Below are 18,476 nucleotides of genomic sequence, written 5' to 3'. Positions count from 1 at the left end.
CGGGGATTCAGGACCGTTCGGCGGCCAGGAGGCGGGTCAGGCTCGCCTCCATGGCCCGCGCCACCGCGCCGATGGACAGCCGCTCGCGGATGCGGGCCCGGGCGGCGGCGCCGATCCGGGCCGCGTCGCCGCCGGTCACCGCCCGGGCCGCGTCGTTGAGGGCCCGGGTCAGGTCCGGCTCGTCCACCTGGCCCCACTCGGCGCCGCGCAGGTACGGGCCGTAGGTCTGGTCGAGGGCCGTGACCTCGGCCTTCACGGGGAAGCCGCAGGTGGCGTCGAGGAAGTCGCGGCAGCCGCCGTAATCTGTGGCGACCACGACCTTACCCATCTCCATCGCTTCGGCGATCGTCAGGCCGAAGCCCTCCGAGGAGTGCGACGACGCGTAGATTGCGCAGAGATCGAACAGCGCGCCGAGCTCGTTCTGGGAGAGCGGCTGGTCGATCACCACGACGTCGCCGGACGTGCCCACGAGGTCGAGGAGCTTCTTGCCCTCCTCGGGCAGGTCGAACACGTGCTTGGTCTTGAGCACGAGCTGCCAGCCGGCCTGCCCGAGACCCGCCGCCCGGAAGGCCCGGATCAGCGCGTGCGGATTCTTGCGGGCGAGGTAACTGGAGCCGTCAAAGGCGTAGAGGATCACCCGCTTGGACGGGTCGATCGCGAAGGCCTTGCGCAGGTTCGCCTTGGCGGCGGCGCTCACCGGCTCGCCGGCCTCGTTCTCGACCACGTAGGGCACGACGTCGACCGGGATGTCGGTGATCTGCCGGAAGATCGCCGCGCAGAACTCCGTGGGCGCCCAGATCGCGTCGAGGCCGTCGACGGTCGGGAGCCAGCCCCCGGGCACGTGCGAGGTCTCCCAGACGAACAGCCCGATCTTCAGCCGCGCCTGCGCGGCGATCGCCCGCTGCCGGTCGCTCATCAGCGAGTGCCAGCTGTCGCCGTTGAAATGCACCAGCGCGACGTCGGCGGGGCCCGAGAAGGTCCGGGCCTGCCACGCGGGCGCCACCCGGGCGTGGACGTGGAACGGCCGCTCCATCGGGTGGACGTTCAGCGCGAACGGCGCGCGGTGCAGGGCGCGCGCGTAGCTCCGGGCCGCGACGCCGAGGCCGTTGGCGTAGTTCATCGGCGAGACGTAGGCGACACGCAGCGGCCGCTCCGGCGCCCGGGGCCGGCGCAGGTCGGCCCAGATCTTGGCCCCCGGATACGTGTAGGTCACGTCGAGCCGGTCGAGGTCGAAGCCGCGCTCGGCGATCGCCTCCCGCACCGCCGCCCCGCCGATCGCGGCGTGCTCGCCCAGCAGCGAGCGCTTCACGAACGGGAAGCCCTGGCTGAGCATGTTCTCCCAGTCGAACAGGGTGCGGTTGTTGCGCGGGTCGTTGACCAGCGACATGTGCTTGTTCTGGGCCGAGAACAGGCTGCGCATCCCGAGCCCGGCCGCCCGCATCCGCTGCGAGAAGGTCAGCTCGTACTCGGTGATGACCGCGTTCTTGTCCGGCCAGTTCGCCACCGACAGGAGGAAGTGGTTGAAGGCGTAGGAGGACAGGCAGCGCCGCTTCAGGGCCAGGAAGAAGCTCTGGAGGTGGTGGCTGTAGTAGAAATTGTCGGCGAGGCCGATCACCGCCTCCGGGAAGGCGTCGATCTTGGCGAGCAGGCCGGCGAAGTCGTCGCGGTCGAGGGGCCCGACGAGGCTGTCGTTGGCGAGGTAGAGCGTCTCGGAATCGAGGAGGTCGGTGTCCTCCAGGAGGACATGCGCCCAGGCGGCGAAGTCGAAGCCGCTGTTCTCGCGCAGGTAGACCGAGGCGCAGAGATCCAGGATCGCCTGCGGCACGGCGTTCTTGTGCTGGTCGGCGGCGATGATCAGGACGAGGTCGGTCCCGTTCTCCGCGAACGCCCGCAGGTACGGCTCGACGTGGCCGCGGATCCGCCCCTCGGGGCAGTGGGTGATGAACAGGGCGGTGCGGCCGTGCCGCCGGGGCTCGCGCTTCAGGCAGGAGAGGCGCGCGTCGGAGGCTTCCGGCACCGCGGCCCCGGGGACGCGGCGGGTCAGACGGCCCGCCTCCAGGCCGGTCGTGACGTAGTCGATCAGTGGGTTGAGGCCGAGCGCCGCGACCTTCGGGTAGCGGGCGCGGTACCAGGGCGCGTCGAAGCGCGGCGACGGGCTCGTCGTGCGCCCGCCATCGGCGAGGAAATGCGCCAGCGGGTTCTGCCCGGCCGCGTCGTCTTCAAGGTAGGTCTCGGTGTACCAGCGCGTGGCGAACCAGGGCCCCGGGTCGAGGCCCTCGGCGGCGCCGTGCTCCAGGTAATGGACCAGCGGGTTGAGGCTGTCGGCCCGCACCGCGGCGGACTGGGCCGCGTACCAGTCGGGATCGAACAGCGGGTGGGGCGCGTAGCGGCGGTAGCCGCCGGCCATCACGTAGTGCTCCAGGGGCTCGAGCCCGCTGGTCTCGGCCTCGGGGCAGCGCTCGCGGTAGAACGCGGCGTCGAAGAGCCCCGACCGCCGGATCAGGTCGACGTGCCGCGACAGGCCGGCGAACTCCTCCGGGTTGCGCAGGTAGCCCTGCTTCCGGCCGGTCTCGAAGAAGTGGCTCAGCGCGTTGCCGCCGGCCGCGCGGGCATCCGGGTAGCGGGACAGGTACCAGGCGGTGTCGAACTGAGGCGACGGGTCGGTGTCGCCCCGCGACAGGAAGTCGGAGAACGCCCGGGCGCGGTGCTCCGCGCCGCCGAGGTAGCGCGTCGCGTACCAGTTCGGATCGAACAGCGGGTTGGGGCGGATGCCCGCCGCGGCACCGCGGTCGAGGAAGTGGAGCAGCGGGTTGGTGCCCTCGGCCCGGAGGCCCGGGACGGAGTCGAGGTAGAGGTCGCCGTGGAAGAGCGGGTGCGGCCAGCGCCCCTCGCGCCCGCCATGGACCGCGTAGTGCACCGCCGGATCGATCCCCTCGCCGACCACGTCGGGGTAGCGCCTCGCGTACCAGGCCGGGTCGAACAGGCCGGATTCCTTGACCGCGCGGACGAGGTCCGCCTGGCGGGGTTCGGTGCGGCGGCGGCCCTTGAGGCGCCGGGTCAGCGGGCGCGCGAGGGACTGCGCCGCGCCGGCGAGGCCGGCCTTCTCCGACGATCCGACGACGAACACATCTCGAAGGCGCATGGTCAGGTCCGGATACGCGGGAAGCCCGCAAAGCTGCCCACGCCGCGATCCGCGAGAGACATCAGAGGGTTCGGCCGGTCCGGCGGTCGCGGGTGAGGATCGCCCCGGCTTGGGCGCCTTCCTAAAGGTCCGGGTCGCCGACGCCAAGAGCGGGGCGGGATCGGCGTCCGACCCATCGCGGGCGGCTCCGGTCTCGGCGAGGGCGTACGGACGTCGCCAACGCGGCCGCGAACGGGCGTGCGGCGATCCCGACCTTGCCAGCCCGGCACCTGAAGCCCCACACTTGCGGGATTGGCCGGCGGGTCCCGCGGGGCCCGGGCAGGAGATGGATATCGGCATGACGCAGGGGATCAGCCCGGCCACCACCCTGGACGACGGCATCGTGGCGACGGCGGAGAGCTGCCTCGCCGACGTCGGCGCGGCGCGGGAGGCGATCCACGGGGTGATCTTCGGCCAGGAGAAAGTGGTCGATCTCGCACTCGTGACCATCCTGGCCGGCGGCCACGGCCTGCTGGTCGGCCTGCCGGGCCTCGCCAAGACCAAGCTGGTCGAGACGCTGGGCACGGTGCTGGGCCTCGACGCGCGGCGCGTGCAGTTCACGCCCGACCTGATGCCCTCCGACATCCTCGGCACCGAGATCCTGGAGGAGGACGCCGAGCGCCGCCGGGCCTTCCGGTTCGTGCAGGGGCCGGTCTTCACCCAGCTCCTGATGGCCGACGAGATCAACCGCGCGAGCCCGCGCACGCAGTCGGCGCTGCTGCAGGCCATGCAGGAGGGCCACGTCTCGGTGGCGGGCGCCCGCCACGACCTGCCGCGGCCGTTCCACGTGCTCGCCACCCAGAATCCGATCGAGCAGGAGGGCACCTATCCCCTGCCCGAGGCGCAGCTCGACCGCTTCCTCCTGGAGATCGACGTCGGCTACCCCGACCGCGCCGCCGAGCGGCGGATCCTGATCGAGACCACCGGCGTGGACGAGGCGCGCCCGCGGGCCGTGATGTCCACCGAGCAGTTGCTCACCGCCCAGCGCCTCGTGCGCCGGCTGCCGGTGGGCGAGGCCGTGGTCGAGGCGATCCTCGACCTCGTGCGCGCCGCCCGGCCGGACAGCGGCGACGCCATCGTGAAGGACAAGCTCCTCTGGGGGCCCGGCCCCCGCGCCAGCCAGGCGCTGACGCTCGCAGCCCGCGCCCGGGCGCTGATCGAGGGCCGGGTCGCGCCGTCGGTGGCCGACGTGAAGGCGCTCGCCGAGCCGGTGCTCAAGCACCGGATGGCGCTGAGCTACACCGCCCGCGCCGACGGCGAGACCATCGAGGGCCTGATCGCCAAGCTCGCGGAGAAGCTCTGACTTTGGTCGCGACGAACGCCCTCGACGCCGGCAGGCGCACCCCCGGCCGGCGCGAGAGCGAGGGCGCGACCGCCCTCTCCGACAAGATGCCCCGCCTCGTCCTGGAGGCGCGCCGCGTGTCGAGCCTGCTGGCCCACGGCCTCCACGGCCGCCGCCGCGCCGGGCCGGGCGAGAGCTTCTGGCAGTTCCGCCCCTTCGTCACCGGCGAGGCCGCGGCCCGCGTCGACTGGCGCCGCTCGGCCCGGGACGACCGGCTCTACGTCCGAGAGCGCGAATGGGAGGCGGCCCACAACATCTGGCTGTGGATCGACCGCTCGGCCTCGATGGGCTTCGTGTCGGACCTCGCCTCGGCCCCGAAGATCGAGCGCGCTCTGATCCTGGGCCTCGCCCTGGCCGACGCCTTCGTGGAGGGCGGCGAGCGGGTGGGCCTGCTCGGCCTGACCCGCGCGAGCGCCTCCCGCGGGATCGTCGAGCGCCTGGCCCAGGCGCTCGTGGCCGACACGGCCGGCCTCACCCAGGACCTGCCGCCCCGGGCCAGCCCCGCCCGCTTCGACGAGGTGGTGCTGATCGGCGACTTCCTGACCGAGCCCGACCGGATCGCGGCCTCGGTGCAGAGCCTCGCCGGCCGCGGCAGCCGCGGCCACCTCCTCATGGTGGCGGACCCGATCGAAGAGACCTTCCCCTTCACCGGCCAGGCCGTCCTGCACGATCTCGAGGGCGGCCTCAGCCTCGATATCGGCGACGCCGACGCCTGGGGCGCGCGCTACCGGGCCCGGATCGCCGAGCATCGGGCCGCGCTGGCGTCCATCGCCCGCGGCCAGGGCTGGACTCTGACGATCCACCGCACGGACCGGCCGGCGAGCGAGGCGGCCCTGCGGCTCGCCACGCTGATCGCCGCCCGCGGCACCGAGTGAGGCCGCCATGCTGGGTCTGACCTTCGCGGCGCCGCTGGCGCTCGCCGCCCTGATCGGCCTGCCGGCCCTGTGGTTCCTGCTGCGGGTGACCCCGCCGCGCCCCCGCCGGATCGACTTCCCGCCGCTGAAGCTCGTCGCCGACCTGATCCCGCAGCGGCAGACCCCGGCGCGCACGCCGCCCTGGCTGCTGATCCTGCGGCTCCTGATCGCCGCCGCCCTGATCCTCGCGGTCGCGGGTCCGGTCTGGAACGCCGGGGGCGTCGGGGCCGGGGGCGGCCGCAGCGCGCTCCTCGTGCTCCTCGACAACGGCTTCCCCGCCGCCCACGACTGGCGCGACCGCCTGCGCGTCGCCACCGACGCGGTGGAAGGCGCCGCCCGGGACGGACGGCCCGTCGCGGTGATCGGCCTCGCCGACGCCCCCGCGGCCTTCGAGGCGAAGACGCCGGCCGCCGCCCTGGAGCGCCTGCGCGCCCTCGCGCCGCGCCCGATCCTCCCCACCCGCGACGCGCATCTCGCGACGATCGAGACCTTCCTCGACAAGAACCGCGGCGCCGGGCTCGTCTGGATCAGCGACGGCGTCGCCGGCGCGGGCGACACGCGCTTCGCCAAGGGGCTCGCCGACCTCGCGGGCGACAGGGGCGCGGCCCTCACGGTGCTGCGGGCCGACAGGCCGCCGGCCCTCGCCCTCACCGCCACCGAGAACGCCGGCAAGCTCGTGACCCACGTCCTGCGGGCGGCGCCGAACGGGCGCGACGCGGGCGTGATCCGGGCGCTCGACCAGAAGGGCCTGCCGCTCGCCGAGCGCGACTTCGCCTTCGGGGCCGACGCCACCGAGGCGGACGCGACCTTCGAGATGCCGGTGGAGCTGCGCAATAGCATCAGCCGGCTGGAGATTGCGGGCGAGCGCTCGGCCGGCGCTGTGGTGCTGCAGGACGAGCGCGGCAAGCGCCGCCGGGTCGGGCTCGTGTTCGGCGGCACCCTCGACCAGGCGCAGCCGCTCCTGGCGCCGACCTACTACCTGTCGCGGGCGCTCCAGCCCTTCGCGGACGTGCAGGAGCCCCGGGGCGCCAAGGGCACGGCGGACTCGATCAACCAGCTCCTCGACAATCAGGTCTCGGTCCTCGTGCTGGCCGATGTCGGCGCGCTCGACGAGAAGACCACCGCGCGGATCGAGAGCTTCGTGAAGGACGGCGGGATGCTGCTGCGCTTCGCCGGCCCGCGGCTCGCCGCCGGCAACGATCCGCTCGTGCCCGTGCGGCTGCGGCGGGGCGGCCGGACCCTCGGCGGCACGCTCTCCTGGGACAGCCCCAAGACCCTGGCCCCCTTCCCGCCCGAAAGCCCCTTCGCGGGCCTGACGCCGCCGGCCGATATCGGCGTGCGCCGCCAGATCCTGGCCGAGCCGGACGGCGACCTGCCGAACCGGACCTGGGCGTCGCTCCAGGACGGCACGCCGATCGTCACCGCGCAGAAGCGCGGCCAGGGCACGATCGTGCTGTTCCACGTGACCGCCGACACGACGTGGTCGAACCTGCCGCTCTCCGGCCTGTTCATCGACATGCTCCGGCGCGTCGTGGCGCTGGCCGGCGCCGCGGCGCCGGTCCAGGGGGACGCGACGCGGGCCGCCGCCCCGGTGCTCGCGCCGCGGGTGACCCTCGATGGCTTCGGCGCGCTGGGATCGCCGCCGGCCTCGGCCACCGCGGTGTCGGCCGACTACGCCGACCGGGCGAACCTCGAACATCCGCCGGGCTTCTACGGCCCGCCGGACGGAGGCATCAGCGTGAACGCCCTGAAACCGGATGACCGGCTGAAGCCCCTCGACACCGCCGCGCTCGAGGGCGCCCGGTTCGGGTCCCTCGCCGGCGCCGAGACCCTGGACCTGCGGCCGAGCCTGTTCACCCTGGCGCTGCTGCTGCTGGCGCTCGACACCCTGGCGGGGCTGTGGCTCGGCGGCTTCCTGCGCCGCGGCGGTCTGGCGGCCCGCCTGCGCGGCCGGCCGGCCGTGCTGGCCCTCGCCGGCCTCGTCCTGCTCGCCGCCCTGCCGGCGCGCCCGGTCCGCGCGGAGGAGCCGCCGGCCAACCGACCGAACGGCATCGAGTCGGCGCTGGTCACGCGCCTCGCCTACGTGATCACGGGCGACGCCGCCGTCGACGAGGCGAGCCGCACCGGCCTCACCGGCCTGACCCAGATGCTGGCCGCGCGCACCGCGCTGGAGCCGGGCGAGCCGGCCGGGATCGATCCGGCGAAGGACGAGCTGGCCTTCTACCCGCTGATCTACTGGCCGATCGCCCCGAACCGGCCGCAGCCCTCGGACGTCGCGATCCGCAAGATCGACGCGTTCATGCGCAACGGTGGCACGGTCCTGTTCGACACCCGCGACGCGCTCACCGCGCGGCCGGGCGGGCCGCCCACCCCGGAAGGAGCCTATCTCCGGAAGATGCTGGCGACGCTCGAGGTGCCGGAACTGGAGCCGGTGCCCCTCGACCACGTGCTGACCAAGGCCTTCTACCTCGTGGACAGCTTCCCCGGCCGCTACGCCACGGGCCAGACCTGGGTGGAGGCTTTGCCGCCGGCCGCGGAAGGCGCCGAGCGCCGTCCCGCCCGCGCCGGCGACGGCGTGAGCCCGATCATCATCACCGGCAACGACCTCGCCGCCGCCTGGGCGGTGGGACGCCGGGGCGAGCCGCTCTACCCGGTCGTGGGCGGCGACCAGCGCCAGCGCGAGATGGCTTTCCGGGGCGGCGTGAACATCGTGATGTACACGCTCACCGGGAACTACAAGGCGGACCAGGTCCACGTGCCCGCGCTGCTGGAGCGGCTGGGGCAGTGATGGGTTCGGACACACGGCGCGCGGCCGCCTCCCCTCCCGCTTCTGCGCACCGGCAGATCCGAAGTGCGCGCGCGGCGACGCATCGGCAGGACGGGGCGCGGGTCCCCTCTCCCGTGCGGGAGAGGGACAGGGTGAGGGGCCAGATCTCTCCGGACGCGGCGCTCCCTGCCGGCACATCGACGGCGTGCTCGAGCCTGTACCTTCCCGACCCTCACCTCAGCCCTCTCCCGCGCGGGAGAAGGAGCCCGTCGCGCCTGCCCGCGCCGCCGCGTGAGCGTGGCGGTTCATGGAATGAGGCGCGGCGCCGCCTCACGGATCCGGAGCGCTCCGCCCCATGCTGAGCCTCAGCTTCACCCCGCTCCTGCCCTGGCCGGCCATCGCCGTTCTCGGAGCGATCGTCGCCGTCCTGGCGGTCTTCGCCGTGCTGGCGCGCGGCCGGACCGCGCTGCTGCGCGTCCTCGTCCTCGCCCTGGTGCTCGCGGCGCTCACCAATCCCGCGCTGGTGCGCGAGGACCGGGAGCCCGTGAAGGACGTGGCCGCCATCGTGGTCGACCGGTCCGGGTCCCAGCAGCTCGGCGACCGGCCGCAGATGACCGACGCCGTCCGCGCCGAGTTGCAGCGCCGGTTCGGTGCGCTCACCGATATCGAGCCCCGCTTCATCGACGTGCCGGATTCCAAGGACGGCGACGACGGCACCAAGCTGTTCACGGCCCTGAGCCAGGCGCTCGCCGACGTGCCGCCGGAACGCCTCGCCGGGATCGTGATGCTCACCGACGGCGTGGTGCACGACGTCCCCGCCTCCCTGGCCCAGCTCGGCATCAAGGCGCCGCTCCACGTCCTCGTCACGGGACACCCGGACGAGCGCGACCGGCAGATCAAGCTCCTGGAGGCGCCGCGCTTCGGGATCGTCGGCAAGGACCTGACGATCCGCGCCGAGGTGATGGAGCGCGGCGGCACCGGCCACGCCGTCGTCACGGTGCGCCGCGACGGCGAGGAGATCGGCCGGCGGGACGTCGCCACCGACAAGCCGTTCGCCCTCAACCTGCGCATCGAGCACGGCGGCCCGAACGTGGTGGAGATCGAGGTCGAGCCGCTGCCGGGCGAGCTCACCACGGTCAACAACCGGGCGGTCCTGCCGATCGAGGGCATCCGCGAGAAGCTCCGGGTGCTACTGGTCTCCGGCGAGCCGCACCAGGGCGAGCGCACGTGGCGCAACCTGCTGAAGTCCGACGCCAACGTCGACCTCGTCCACTTCACCATCCTGCGCCCCCCGGAGAAGCAGGACGGCACGCCAATCTCGGAACTCTCCCTGATCGCCTTCCCGACGCGCGAGCTGTTCGTCCAGAAGATCAAGGACTTCGACCTGATCATCTTCGACCGCTATGCCAACCAGAGCGTGCTGCCGCAGGCCTATTTCGACAACATCGTCCGCTACGTCCGCGAGGGCGGCGCCCTGCTGATCGCCGCGGGCCCCGAATTCGCCGGGCCGGCCAGCCTCGCCCGCACGCGGCTCGCCGGCATCCTGCCCGGCGACCCCGACGGCCGGGTCGTCGAGAAGCCCTACAAGGCGACGCCGACGCAGGTCGGCCAGCGCCATCCGGTCACCCGCGCCCTGCCGGGCTCGGACGCGAACCCGCCCGCCTGGGGCGACTGGCTGCGCATCGTCGAGGCCCGGACCCGGCCGGGGATCCAGCCGATCCTGTCGGGGGCCGAGGGCCTGCCGCTGCTGGCGCTATCGCGCGAGGACAAGGGCCGCGTCGCCCTGCTCCTGTCCGACCACGCCTGGCTCTGGGCGCGGGGCTACCAGGAGGGCGGCCCCTATCTCGACCTGCTGCGCCGCCTCGGCCACTGGCTGATGAAGGAGCCGGCGCTGGAGGAGGAGGCCCTGCGCGCCCAGACCACCGGGCGCGGCCGCGAGGTGCGGGTCGAGCGCCAGACGATGGCGGACCAGGCCGAGCCGGTCACCGTCACGGGCCCGACCGGCAAGGTGACGACGCTCACGCTCAAGCCCAAGGAGCCCGGCCTGTTCACCGCGACCTTCGACGCGGAGACCCTGGGTCTGCACACCCTGCGGTCGGGCAACCTCGTGGCCTTCGTCAGCGTCGGGCCGGCCAACCCGCGCGAGCTCGCCGACGTGTTCAGCGACACCGAGCGCCTGAAGGCCGTGGCCGATGGGTCGGGCGGCTCGGTCCGCCGGGTCGCCGAGACCGGCGGCATCCAGGTGCCGCGCCTCGCGCTGGTGCGCGGCGGCCGCCTCGCCGGCAGCGACTGGATCGGATTCCGTCCGAGCGACAGCGCCAATATCCGCGGGGTCGAGGTCTACCCGCTGGCGCTCGGCCTCGCGGCGCTGGCCGCGCTGGCGGCCGCCCTGCTCGCCATGTGGCTGGTCGAGGGCCGCCGGGGACGGGCGGCGTGACGCGGACCCGCGGCGGGTGGCGCGCGACGCGCGTGCGGTCCTGTGCGGCGGCGCATGGTCGACGGGTGGCCGCCCGCGTCCTATGACCCCGGTACTCTCGAGACGCCCGCGCCGCGCGCGGGCCCGACGCAACGGAGACAGCCTGCCCGTGACAGCGCAGACCGTGACTGGACGCCTCCTCGCCGCGACGCTCCTCGTCGCCTGCCTCCAGCTCGCCCCGGCCCGTGCGCAGGAACCGGCCGCGATGCCGTCGACGCCGCCTGCCGTGCCGGCCACCCTGCCGGCCGCAAACGGTCAGTGGACCCACGCGATCACGCTGATGGGCCAGCCGAAATACGGCCCCGACTTCAAGCATTTCGACTACGCCGACCCGGCCGCGCCCAAGGGCGGCACGGTCCGGTTCGGGGCCCAGGGCGGGTTCGACAATTTCAACATCGTCGTCGCCGGCCTGAAGGGCGACCTCGAGAACGGCATCCAGCAGATCTACGATTCGCTGATGACCGAGTCGTCGGACGAGCCGTTCACCTCCTACGGCCTGCTCGCCGAGGCGGTGCGGATCGCCCCCGATCTCGGCTCGGTCTCCTACCGCCTGCGCGAGAACGCCCGCTGGCACGACGGCAAGCCGATCACGCCCGAGGACGTGGTCTGGTCCTTCGACGTGCTGAAGGCCAACAGCCCGTTCTACGCCGCCTACTATCAGACCGTGGCCAAGGCCGAGGTGACCGGGCCGCGCGAGGTGACCTTCACCTTCACCGAGACCGGCAACCGCGAGCTGCCGCAGGTGATCGGGCAGCTGCGCGTCCTGCCCAAGCACTGGTGGACCGCCCAGGACGCCAACGGCAAGCCGCGCAGCGTCACTGAGACGACCCTGGAGCCGCCGCTGGGCTCGGGCCCCTACCGGCTCGCGAAATTCGAGCCGGGCCGCACGACCACCTACACCCGCGTGCCCGACTACTGGGGCAAGGACCTGCCGGTGAATGCCGGGCGCTACAACTTCGACACCGAGCGCTACGAGTATTTCCGCGACGGCACCGTGCTGGTCGAGGCGCTGAAGGGCGATCTCTACGACTTCCGGGTCGAGAACATCGCCCGGAACTGGGCGACCGCCTACGAGGATTTCCCGGCCGTGAAGGAGGGTCGCCTGATCAAGGAGGCGTTCCCCGAGCGCGGCATGGGCATCATGCAGGCCTTCGCGTTCAACACGCGCCGGGACAAGTTCAGGGACCCGCGCGTCCGCCGGGCATTCAACCTCGCGATGAACTACGAGGAGATGAACAAGGCCCTGTTCTACGGCCTGTACAAGCGGATCAACTCCTACTTCTTCGGCTCCGAGCTGGCCTCCTCGGGCCTGCCGGAGGGCGAGGAGAAGGCGATCCTCGAGAGCGTCAAGGACAAGGTCCCGGCCTCGGTCTTCACCACCCCCTACGCCAACCCGGTCAATGACGGCCCCGAGGCGGTGCGCAAGAACCTCCGCGAGGCCGTCGGCCTGCTGCGCGAGGCCGGCTACGAGCTGCGCGGCGGCAAGATGGTCAGCAAGGCCACAGGCGAGCCGCTGACCGTCGAGTTCCTGGAGTTCCAGAACACCTTCGAGCGGGTGATCCTTCCGTTCGCCGCGCAGCTGAAGCTGATCGGCATCGACGCCACCCTGCGGGTGATCGACCAGGCGCAGTACCAGAACCGCATCCGCAACTTCGACTTCGACGTCACCACGTCGTCGTGGGGCGAGTCGCTCTCGCCCGGCAACGAGCAGCGCGAGTACTGGGGCTCGGCGGCGGCCGACAAGCCCGGCTCGCGCAACCTGATCGGGATCAAGGACCCCGGCATCGACGCCCTGATCGAGAAGGTGATCTTCGCCAAGGACCGGCACACCGTGATCGCGGCGACGCGCGCCCTCGACCGGGTGCTCCTCGCCCACGACTACGTGGTCCCGCAATGGTCCTCCGACCAGCAGCGGACCCTGCGCTGGAACCGGTTCGGCCACCCGGCGATCCTGCCGCTCTACGCCAGCTCCGGCTTCCCGACGACGTGGTGGTACGACGAGAAGCTCGCGGCCAAGACCGGGGCGCCCCGTTGACGGGCGCGCCCGGAATGCCGACCCGGCGCGGGCTGGTCCTCGGGGCCGGCGCCCTCGCGGCGCTGCCGCCGTGGCGCCCCGCCTGGGCCGCCGACGCGCAGGAGCGCCACGGCCTGTCCAGCTTCGGCGAGCTGAAATACGGCCCGGACTTCGCGCATTTCGACTACGTGAACCCGATGGCGCCCCGCGGCGGGCGCTTCTCGGCGCAGCTCGCCGCGACGACCGGCAACCAGTCGCTCAACACCTTCAACACGCTCAACGTCTACGTGCTGCGCGGCGACGGGGCCGCCGGCATGCCGCTGACCTTCGACAGCCTGATGGTCCGGGCCCTCGACGAGCCGGACGCCCTCTACGGGCTGGTGGCGCGCGCCGTCACGGTCAGCGCGGACGGCCTGACCTACACCTTCGCGCTGCGCCCGCAGGCGCGGTTCCACGACGGCTCGCCGCTGACCGCGCGGGACGCGGCCTTCAGCCTCAAGCTCCTGCGCGACAAGGGCCACCCCGAGATCGCCGAGGTGATCCGGCCCATGACCGACGCCCGGGCCGAGGGCGACGGGCGGCTCGTGGTGACCTTCGAGCCGGGCCGCGCCCGGGACCTGCCGCTGTTCGTCGCGCAGCTGCCGCTCTTCTCCGCCGCCTACTACGCCGGCCGGGACTTCGAGGCCTCGACCCTGGAGGCGCCGCTCGGCTCCGGTCCCTACCGGGTCGGCACCGTCGATCCAGGCCGGTCCATCGGCCTGGAGCGCGTCCCGGATTACTGGGCCGCCGAGCTGCCGGTGAATGTCGGCCAGAACAACTTCGACGCGATCCGCTACGAGTATTTCCGCGACCGCACCGTGGCCTTCGAGGCGTTCAAGAGCGGTGCCTTCACGTTCCGCGAGGAGTTCACCGCCCGGGTCTGGGCGACCGGCTACGACTTCCCGGCGATGACCGAGGGCCGCGTTGTCCGCGAGACGGTGCCAGACGCGCGGCCGAGCGGCACGCAGGGCTGGTGGATCAACACCCGGCGCGCGGCGTTCCGCGACCCGCGGGTGCGCGAGGCGATCGGCCTGTGCTTCGATTTCGAATGGTCGAACCGCAACCTGATGTACGGCGCCTACGCGCGCACGGCCTCGTTCTTCGAGAATTCCGATCTCAAGGCGACCGGCAAGCCCTCGGCCGAGGAGCTCGCCCTGCTGGAGCCGTTCAAGGACCTGCCGCCCGAGGTGTTCGGCGAGGCCTGGGCGCCGCCGGTCTCCGACGGGTCCGGCCAGGACCGGGCGCTGCTGAAGCGCGCCGACGCGCTCCTGCGGGAGGCCGGCTGCACCCGCCAGGGCGGCAACCTGCTGCTGCCCGGCGGCCAGCCCCTGACCCTCGAGTTCCTCGACGAGGATCCGGTCTTCCAGGCGGTCACGCAGCCCTTCATCCGCAACCTGGGGCTGCTCGGCATCAAGGCGAGCCTGCGCACGGTCGACCCGTCTCAGTACCAGGCGCGGCTGAAGGATTTCGACTTCGACGTCACGCCGCGCCGCTACAGCAGCGGGCTCACCCCCGGCGCGGAGCTGCGCGAGACCTACGGGTCCCGCTCCGCCGGGACCGCGGGCTCCAACAACCTGTCGGGGATCGCGAGCCCGGCGATCGACGCGCTGCTCACCGCCGTCGCCGACGCGACGTCGCGGGCGGACCTGACCACCGCCTGCCGGGCCCTGGACCGGGTCCTGCGGGCCGGGCGCTACTGGGTGCCGATGTGGTACGCCTCGACCCATCGCCTCGCCCTCTGGGACGTGTACGGCCGCCCGGCGACGCCGCCGAAATACGATCTCGGCGCCCCCGGGACGTGGTGGTTCGACGCCGACAAGGCCAAGCGGATCGGGCGGGACTGACGCCATGCTCGCCTACATCCTGCGCCGCATCGGCCTGATGGTCCCGACCCTGTTCGGGATCATGCTGATCACCTTCACCATCGTGCAGTTCGCCCCCGGCGGACCGGTGGAGCGGGTGCTGTCGCAGCTCCAGGGCCAGCGCGACGGGGCCATGTCCCGCATCACCGGCGGCTCGGGCGACCTCGGCGGCGCCAGCCGGCCGTCGGGCGGCGGCGACGCCAGTTCCCGCTACCGCGGCGCCCAGGGGTTGAGCCCGGAATTCATCGCCAAGCTCGAGAAGCAGTTCGGCTTCGACAGGCCGGCGCCCGAGCGCTTCGCCAAGATGCTCTGGGACTACGTCCGGTTCGATTTCGGCCGCAGCTACTTCCGCGACGTCACGGTCATCCAGCTGATCAAGGAGCGGCTGCCGGTCTCGATCTCGCTGGGCCTGTGGATGACGCTGCTGTCCTACGCGATCTCGATCCCGCTCGGGATCCGCAAGGCCGTGGCGGACGGCACACGCTTCGACCGCGCGACCTCCTTCGTGGTGATCATCGGCTACGCGATCCCGGGCTTCATGTTCGGGCTGATGCTCATCATCCTGTTCGCCGGCGGCTCGTTCTACCAGTGGTTCCCGCTGCGCGGCCTGACCAGCGAGGGCTGGGAGAGCTTCTCGCCCTGGCACAAGGTGACCGACTACGCGTGGCACATGGTGCTGCCGCTGACCGCTCTGGTGATCGGCGCCTTCGCCACCTCGACCCTGCTGACCAAGAACTCGTTCCTCGACGAGATCCGCAAGCAGTACGTGCTGACCGCGCGGATGAAGGGGCTGTCCGAGCGGCGCGTGCTCTACGGGCACGTGTTCCGCAACGCGATGCTGATCGTGATCGCGGGCTTTCCGGGCGCCTTCATCTCGGCCTTCTTCACCGGCTCGCTGCTCATCGAGACGATCTTCTCCCTCGACGGCCTGGGCGAGCTGTCGTTCCGGGCGATCGTCGGGCGCGACTATCCGGTCGTGTTCGCCACGCTCTACATCTTCTCGCTGCTCGGGCTCGCGGTGAACCTGCTGTCCGACCTGATCTACGTCTGGATCGACCCGCGGATCGATTTCTCGGCGCGGGCGACCTGACCGCGCGACGCGCGGAGCCTCAGGCCTCCGGGAGGCTCGCGGCGCCGGCCGGCACCGGCGGCTCGTCGCGCCGGGGGCCGGCCAGGCCCAGCAGCGCCGCGATGGCGTCGCCGTCCGGCGCGCCGAGGAGGTCCGCCAGGGTGTAGCGGTCGAGGACGGCGAGGAACGCCGCCAGGGCCTCGCCCAGCACCCGCCGGAGCCGGCACGGGGCCGTGATGGCGCAGGCGCCGCCGCCGAAACACTCGACCAGCGCCAGGTCGTCCTCGGTCTGGCGCACCACTGCACCGACGACGATCTCCTCCGGCGGCTTCGCCAGCCGAAGGCCGCCGCCCCGGCCGCGGATCGTCCGGATCAGGCCGAGCCGACCCAGCTGGTGGACCACCTTGGTCAGGTGGTTCTCCGAGATGCCGTAGGCGCGCGCGATCCCGGCGATCGAACTCTGCTCGGGCTCGTGGAGCCCGACGTAGATCAGCGTGCGCAACGCGTAATCCGTGTAGCGGGTCAGGCGCATCTCAACTCCAGAAGACGATCCCTGCCGTGGGGCGATGCGATGTCCGCCGCGGTCCGAGTCCGTACGCGCAGCCGCGGACCGGCACCACCGCAGGCAGGCGAACAGGCATCGTCCCTATAAGATGTATTTCACTTGCATCTTTTCGAGGGGGCGCTAAAAGAAGCATGTCGTATGCACCTTTTGAGCTGTGCCATGCCCGCGCCCCTCTCCCCCGCCACCGTCGCTCTCATCAAGGCCACCGTGCCGGCCCTGGAGGCCCACGGCCTCACCATCACCAAGCGCATGTACGAGCGCCTCTTCGAGAACGCCGAGATCCGCGACCTCTTCAACCAGTCCCATCACGGCGAGACCGGCTCTCAGCCGAAGGCCCTGGCCCAGGCCGTGCTCGCCTACGCCCGCAACATCGACAATCTCGGCGTCCTGGCGGGCGCGGTCGAGCGCATCGCGCAGAAGCACGTCGCCCTGAACATCCTCCCGGAGCACTACCCGCACGTGGCCGACGCCCTCCTCGGCGCGATCGGGGATGTCCTCGGCGAGGCCGCCACGCCGGAGATCGCCACGGCCTGGGGGGAGGCCTACTGGTTCCTGGCGGAACTGCTTATCGGCCGGGAGGCCGCGATCTACCGCGACCACGCCTCCAAGCCGGGCGGCTGGAACGGCTGGCGCGACTTCGTGGTCGACAGCGTGACCCAGGAGAGCGAGACGATCCGCTCCTTCGTCCTCGTGCCGGCCGACGGTGGCCCGGTGCTGCGGCATCGGCCGGGCCAGTATCTCGGCTTCCTCCTGGACCTGCCGGGCCGCGGCGTGCTGAAGCGGAACTACTCGGTGTCCTGCGCGCCGAGCGACCGGGCCTACCGCATCACCGTCAAGCGCGAGGCGGCGCCGGGCCGTCCGTCCGGGATCGCCTCGAACTGGCTGCACGACCACGCGCGGCCCGGCACCGTGCTGAAGGTCGCCGCACCGGCGGGCGACTTCAGCCTCGACACCGAGAGCGACGCGCCCGTGGTGCTGGTCAGCGGCGGCGTCGGGCTGACCCCGATGATCAGCATGCTCGAGACCATCGCGGCGGACAGCCCGGACCGGCCGACCTGGTACGTCCACGGCGCCCTGTTCGGCCGCGTCCACGCCCTGCGCGACCACGCCCGGGCGCTCGCGGCGCGGGCCCGCGCCGCGACGCTCGTGACGTTCTACGCGGAGCCCGAAGCCGCGGACCGGCCGGGTGAGCACTACGACGTCCAGGGCCTGATCACGGCGGACTGGCTCGCGGAGCACACGCCGCACGACCGCGCGACCTACTACCTGTGCGGTCCCAAGCCGTTCCTTCGGGATCTCGCCACCGGCCTGCTGCGCCGCGGCGTCCCGGCCGAGCGGGTGAAGTTCGAGTTCTTCGGCCCGGCCGACGAGCTCTTCGAGGAGCCCCGGCAGGCAGCCTAAGCGGCGCTCACGCCGACCCGCCGCCGAGCGGGCGCTCCGGGCCGAGCACCCGCGCCACGGTGGTCCGCAGCGCCTGCGCGCTCCGATAGCCAACAGCCGCCGCGACCGCCCGCGGCGGCCGCCCCTCGGCCGCCAGCGCCAGCGCCCGGATCACGCGGGCTCTCGCCCGCCAGTCGCCGAAGCTGAGACCGGTCTCCGCGCGGAACCCGCGCGTGAGCGTGCGCCGGCTCGCGCCGGCACGGTCGGCCCAGGCGTCGAGATCGGCCTCCGAGGCCGGATCCTCGATCAGCGCGAGGCAGACGCGGCGCAGGCGCGGGTCCCGGGGGAGCGGCAGCGCGAGCGGCGTCGCGGGGGCCCGGCCGATCTCGTCGAGCACCAGGGCGGCGAGGTGGCCGCCGCGACCCGCCTCTGCGTAGAGCACCGGCTCCTCCGCCAGCGCGGTGAGCGCGGCGGCGAGGAGCCGCGACACCGCGATCACCCGGCAGCTCGCCGCGAAGGACCGGACCGCGGCGGGATCGAGATAGGCCGAGCACATCGCGACCGCGCCGTGTGTCGCGACCGCGTGCGGCAGAAGCGGCGGGATCCAGAGGGCGTGCCCCTCGGGAACCACCCAGGTGCCGTCCTCCGCGAACGCCATCATCAGCCCGGACGTGGCGTAGAGCAGCTGCGCGCGGGGATGGAAGTGCCGGGCGAGGTGCATCCCGGCCGCGTAGGTCTTGGGCATCACCGCGACCGGGCGGGGCACGTCCTGATAGTCGGACGCCTCGGTCGACCGCCCCGCGCCGCGCGCCTCCGTCAACATTGGCCCGTTCGCGTACATATCCGGCCCAACACCGCCATCGGGTC

At 72.7% G+C, this 18,476-nt stretch carries 11 protein-coding genes; 8 read left to right on the top strand and 3 right to left on the bottom strand.

From position 1 onward, the window contains the following. Positions 1 to 7: 7 nt before the first annotated feature. The gene (locus BM314_RS02755; RefSeq protein ID WP_091976790.1) at positions 8 to 3,142 is read right to left on the bottom strand and encodes a rhamnan synthesis F family protein; all 3,135 of its coding nucleotides are present in this window, start codon (positions 3,140 to 3,142) and stop codon (positions 8 to 10) included. Between the two features lie 337 nt (positions 3,143 to 3,479). On the opposite strand from BM314_RS02755, the gene BM314_RS02750 reads away from it, so the two are divergent. The 7 genes from BM314_RS02750 (at position 3,480) to BM314_RS02720 (ending at position 15,685) form a co-directional block, all read left to right on the top strand. Then, positions 3,480 to 4,484, top strand: a complete 1,005-nt coding sequence (locus BM314_RS02750) for an AAA family ATPase (RefSeq protein WP_026604846.1) — start codon at positions 3,480 to 3,482, stop codon at positions 4,482 to 4,484. A 2-nt stretch (positions 4,485 to 4,486) separates the two neighbouring features. Then, positions 4,487 to 5,398, top strand: coding sequence for a DUF58 domain-containing protein (locus tag BM314_RS02745; RefSeq protein ID WP_091679560.1), 912 nt, complete (start codon positions 4,487 to 4,489; stop codon positions 5,396 to 5,398). 7 nt (positions 5,399 to 5,405) lie between these two features. Further along, entirely contained in the window at positions 5,406 to 8,225 is a 2,820-nt protein-coding gene (locus tag BM314_RS02740; protein ID WP_091976788.1) for a DUF4159 domain-containing protein, read from the top strand. Positions 8,226 to 8,559: 334 nt separating this feature from the next. Then, positions 8,560 to 10,641 carry a hypothetical protein gene (locus BM314_RS02735; protein WP_091976786.1) on the top strand — a complete coding sequence of 694 codons (2,082 nt, stop codon included), beginning with the start codon at positions 8,560 to 8,562 and terminating at the stop codon, positions 10,639 to 10,641. Between the two features lie 148 nt (positions 10,642 to 10,789). Then, complete coding sequence (locus BM314_RS02730) at positions 10,790 to 12,715, top strand: extracellular solute-binding protein (protein ID WP_091976784.1); 1,926 nt, start codon at positions 10,790 to 10,792, stop codon at positions 12,713 to 12,715. Positions 12,716 to 12,729: 14 nt separating this feature from the next. Then, entirely contained in the window at positions 12,730 to 14,577 is a 1,848-nt protein-coding gene (locus BM314_RS02725) for an extracellular solute-binding protein (RefSeq protein WP_091976783.1), read from the top strand. A gap of 4 nt (positions 14,578 to 14,581) precedes the next feature. Beyond that, positions 14,582 to 15,685, top strand: coding sequence for a microcin C ABC transporter permease YejB (locus tag BM314_RS02720; RefSeq protein WP_091976781.1), 1,104 nt, complete (start codon positions 14,582 to 14,584; stop codon positions 15,683 to 15,685). A gap of 19 nt (positions 15,686 to 15,704) precedes the next feature. On the opposite strand, the gene BM314_RS02715 is transcribed toward BM314_RS02720, so the two are convergent. After that, the gene (locus BM314_RS02715; RefSeq protein ID WP_091976779.1) at positions 15,705 to 16,196 is read right to left on the bottom strand and encodes an Rrf2 family transcriptional regulator; all 492 of its coding nucleotides are present in this window, start codon (positions 16,194 to 16,196) and stop codon (positions 15,705 to 15,707) included. A 192-nt stretch (positions 16,197 to 16,388) separates the two neighbouring features. On the opposite strand from BM314_RS02715, the gene hmpA reads away from it, so the two are divergent. Beyond that, complete coding sequence (gene hmpA / locus BM314_RS02710; protein WP_091976778.1) at positions 16,389 to 17,630, top strand: NO-inducible flavohemoprotein; 1,242 nt, start codon at positions 16,389 to 16,391, stop codon at positions 17,628 to 17,630. Positions 17,631 to 17,637: 7 nt separating this feature from the next. Here the strand turns inward: hmpA and BM314_RS02705 are convergent, their stop codons facing one another. Continuing rightward, complete coding sequence (locus BM314_RS02705) at positions 17,638 to 18,432, bottom strand: AraC family transcriptional regulator (RefSeq protein ID WP_244539827.1); 795 nt, start codon at positions 18,430 to 18,432, stop codon at positions 17,638 to 17,640. Positions 18,433 to 18,476 lie beyond the last annotated feature (44 nt).

Source organism: Methylobacterium sp. 13MFTsu3.1M2, from assembly GCF_900112625.1.
Classification (GTDB): Bacteria; Pseudomonadota; Alphaproteobacteria; order Rhizobiales; family Beijerinckiaceae; genus Methylobacterium.
Note: the sequence above shows the minus strand (reverse complement) of the source record. Positions and strands in the feature narration are given on the sequence as shown.

Coding starts and splice junctions, on each gene's coding strand:
- BM314_RS02755 (WP_091976790.1), bottom strand. CDS start 3,142: ATGCGCCTTCGAGATGTGTTCGTCGTCGGATCGTCGGAGAAGGCCGGC.
- BM314_RS02750 (WP_026604846.1), top strand. CDS start 3,480: ATGACGCAGGGGATCAGCCCGGCCACCACCCTGGACGACGGCATCGTG.
- BM314_RS02740 (WP_091976788.1), top strand. CDS start 5,406: ATGCTGGGTCTGACCTTCGCGGCGCCGCTGGCGCTCGCCGCCCTGATC.
- BM314_RS02735 (WP_091976786.1), top strand. CDS start 8,560: ATGCTGAGCCTCAGCTTCACCCCGCTCCTGCCCTGGCCGGCCATCGCC.
- BM314_RS02725 (WP_091976783.1), top strand. CDS start 12,730: ATGCCGACCCGGCGCGGGCTGGTCCTCGGGGCCGGCGCCCTCGCGGCG.
- BM314_RS02720 (WP_091976781.1), top strand. CDS start 14,582: ATGCTCGCCTACATCCTGCGCCGCATCGGCCTGATGGTCCCGACCCTG.
- BM314_RS02715 (WP_091976779.1), bottom strand. CDS start 16,196: ATGCGCCTGACCCGCTACACGGATTACGCGTTGCGCACGCTGATCTAC.
- hmpA (WP_091976778.1), top strand. CDS start 16,389: ATGCCCGCGCCCCTCTCCCCCGCCACCGTCGCTCTCATCAAGGCCACC.
- BM314_RS02705 (WP_244539827.1), bottom strand. CDS start 18,432: ATGTTGACGGAGGCGCGCGGCGCGGGGCGGTCGACCGAGGCGTCCGAC.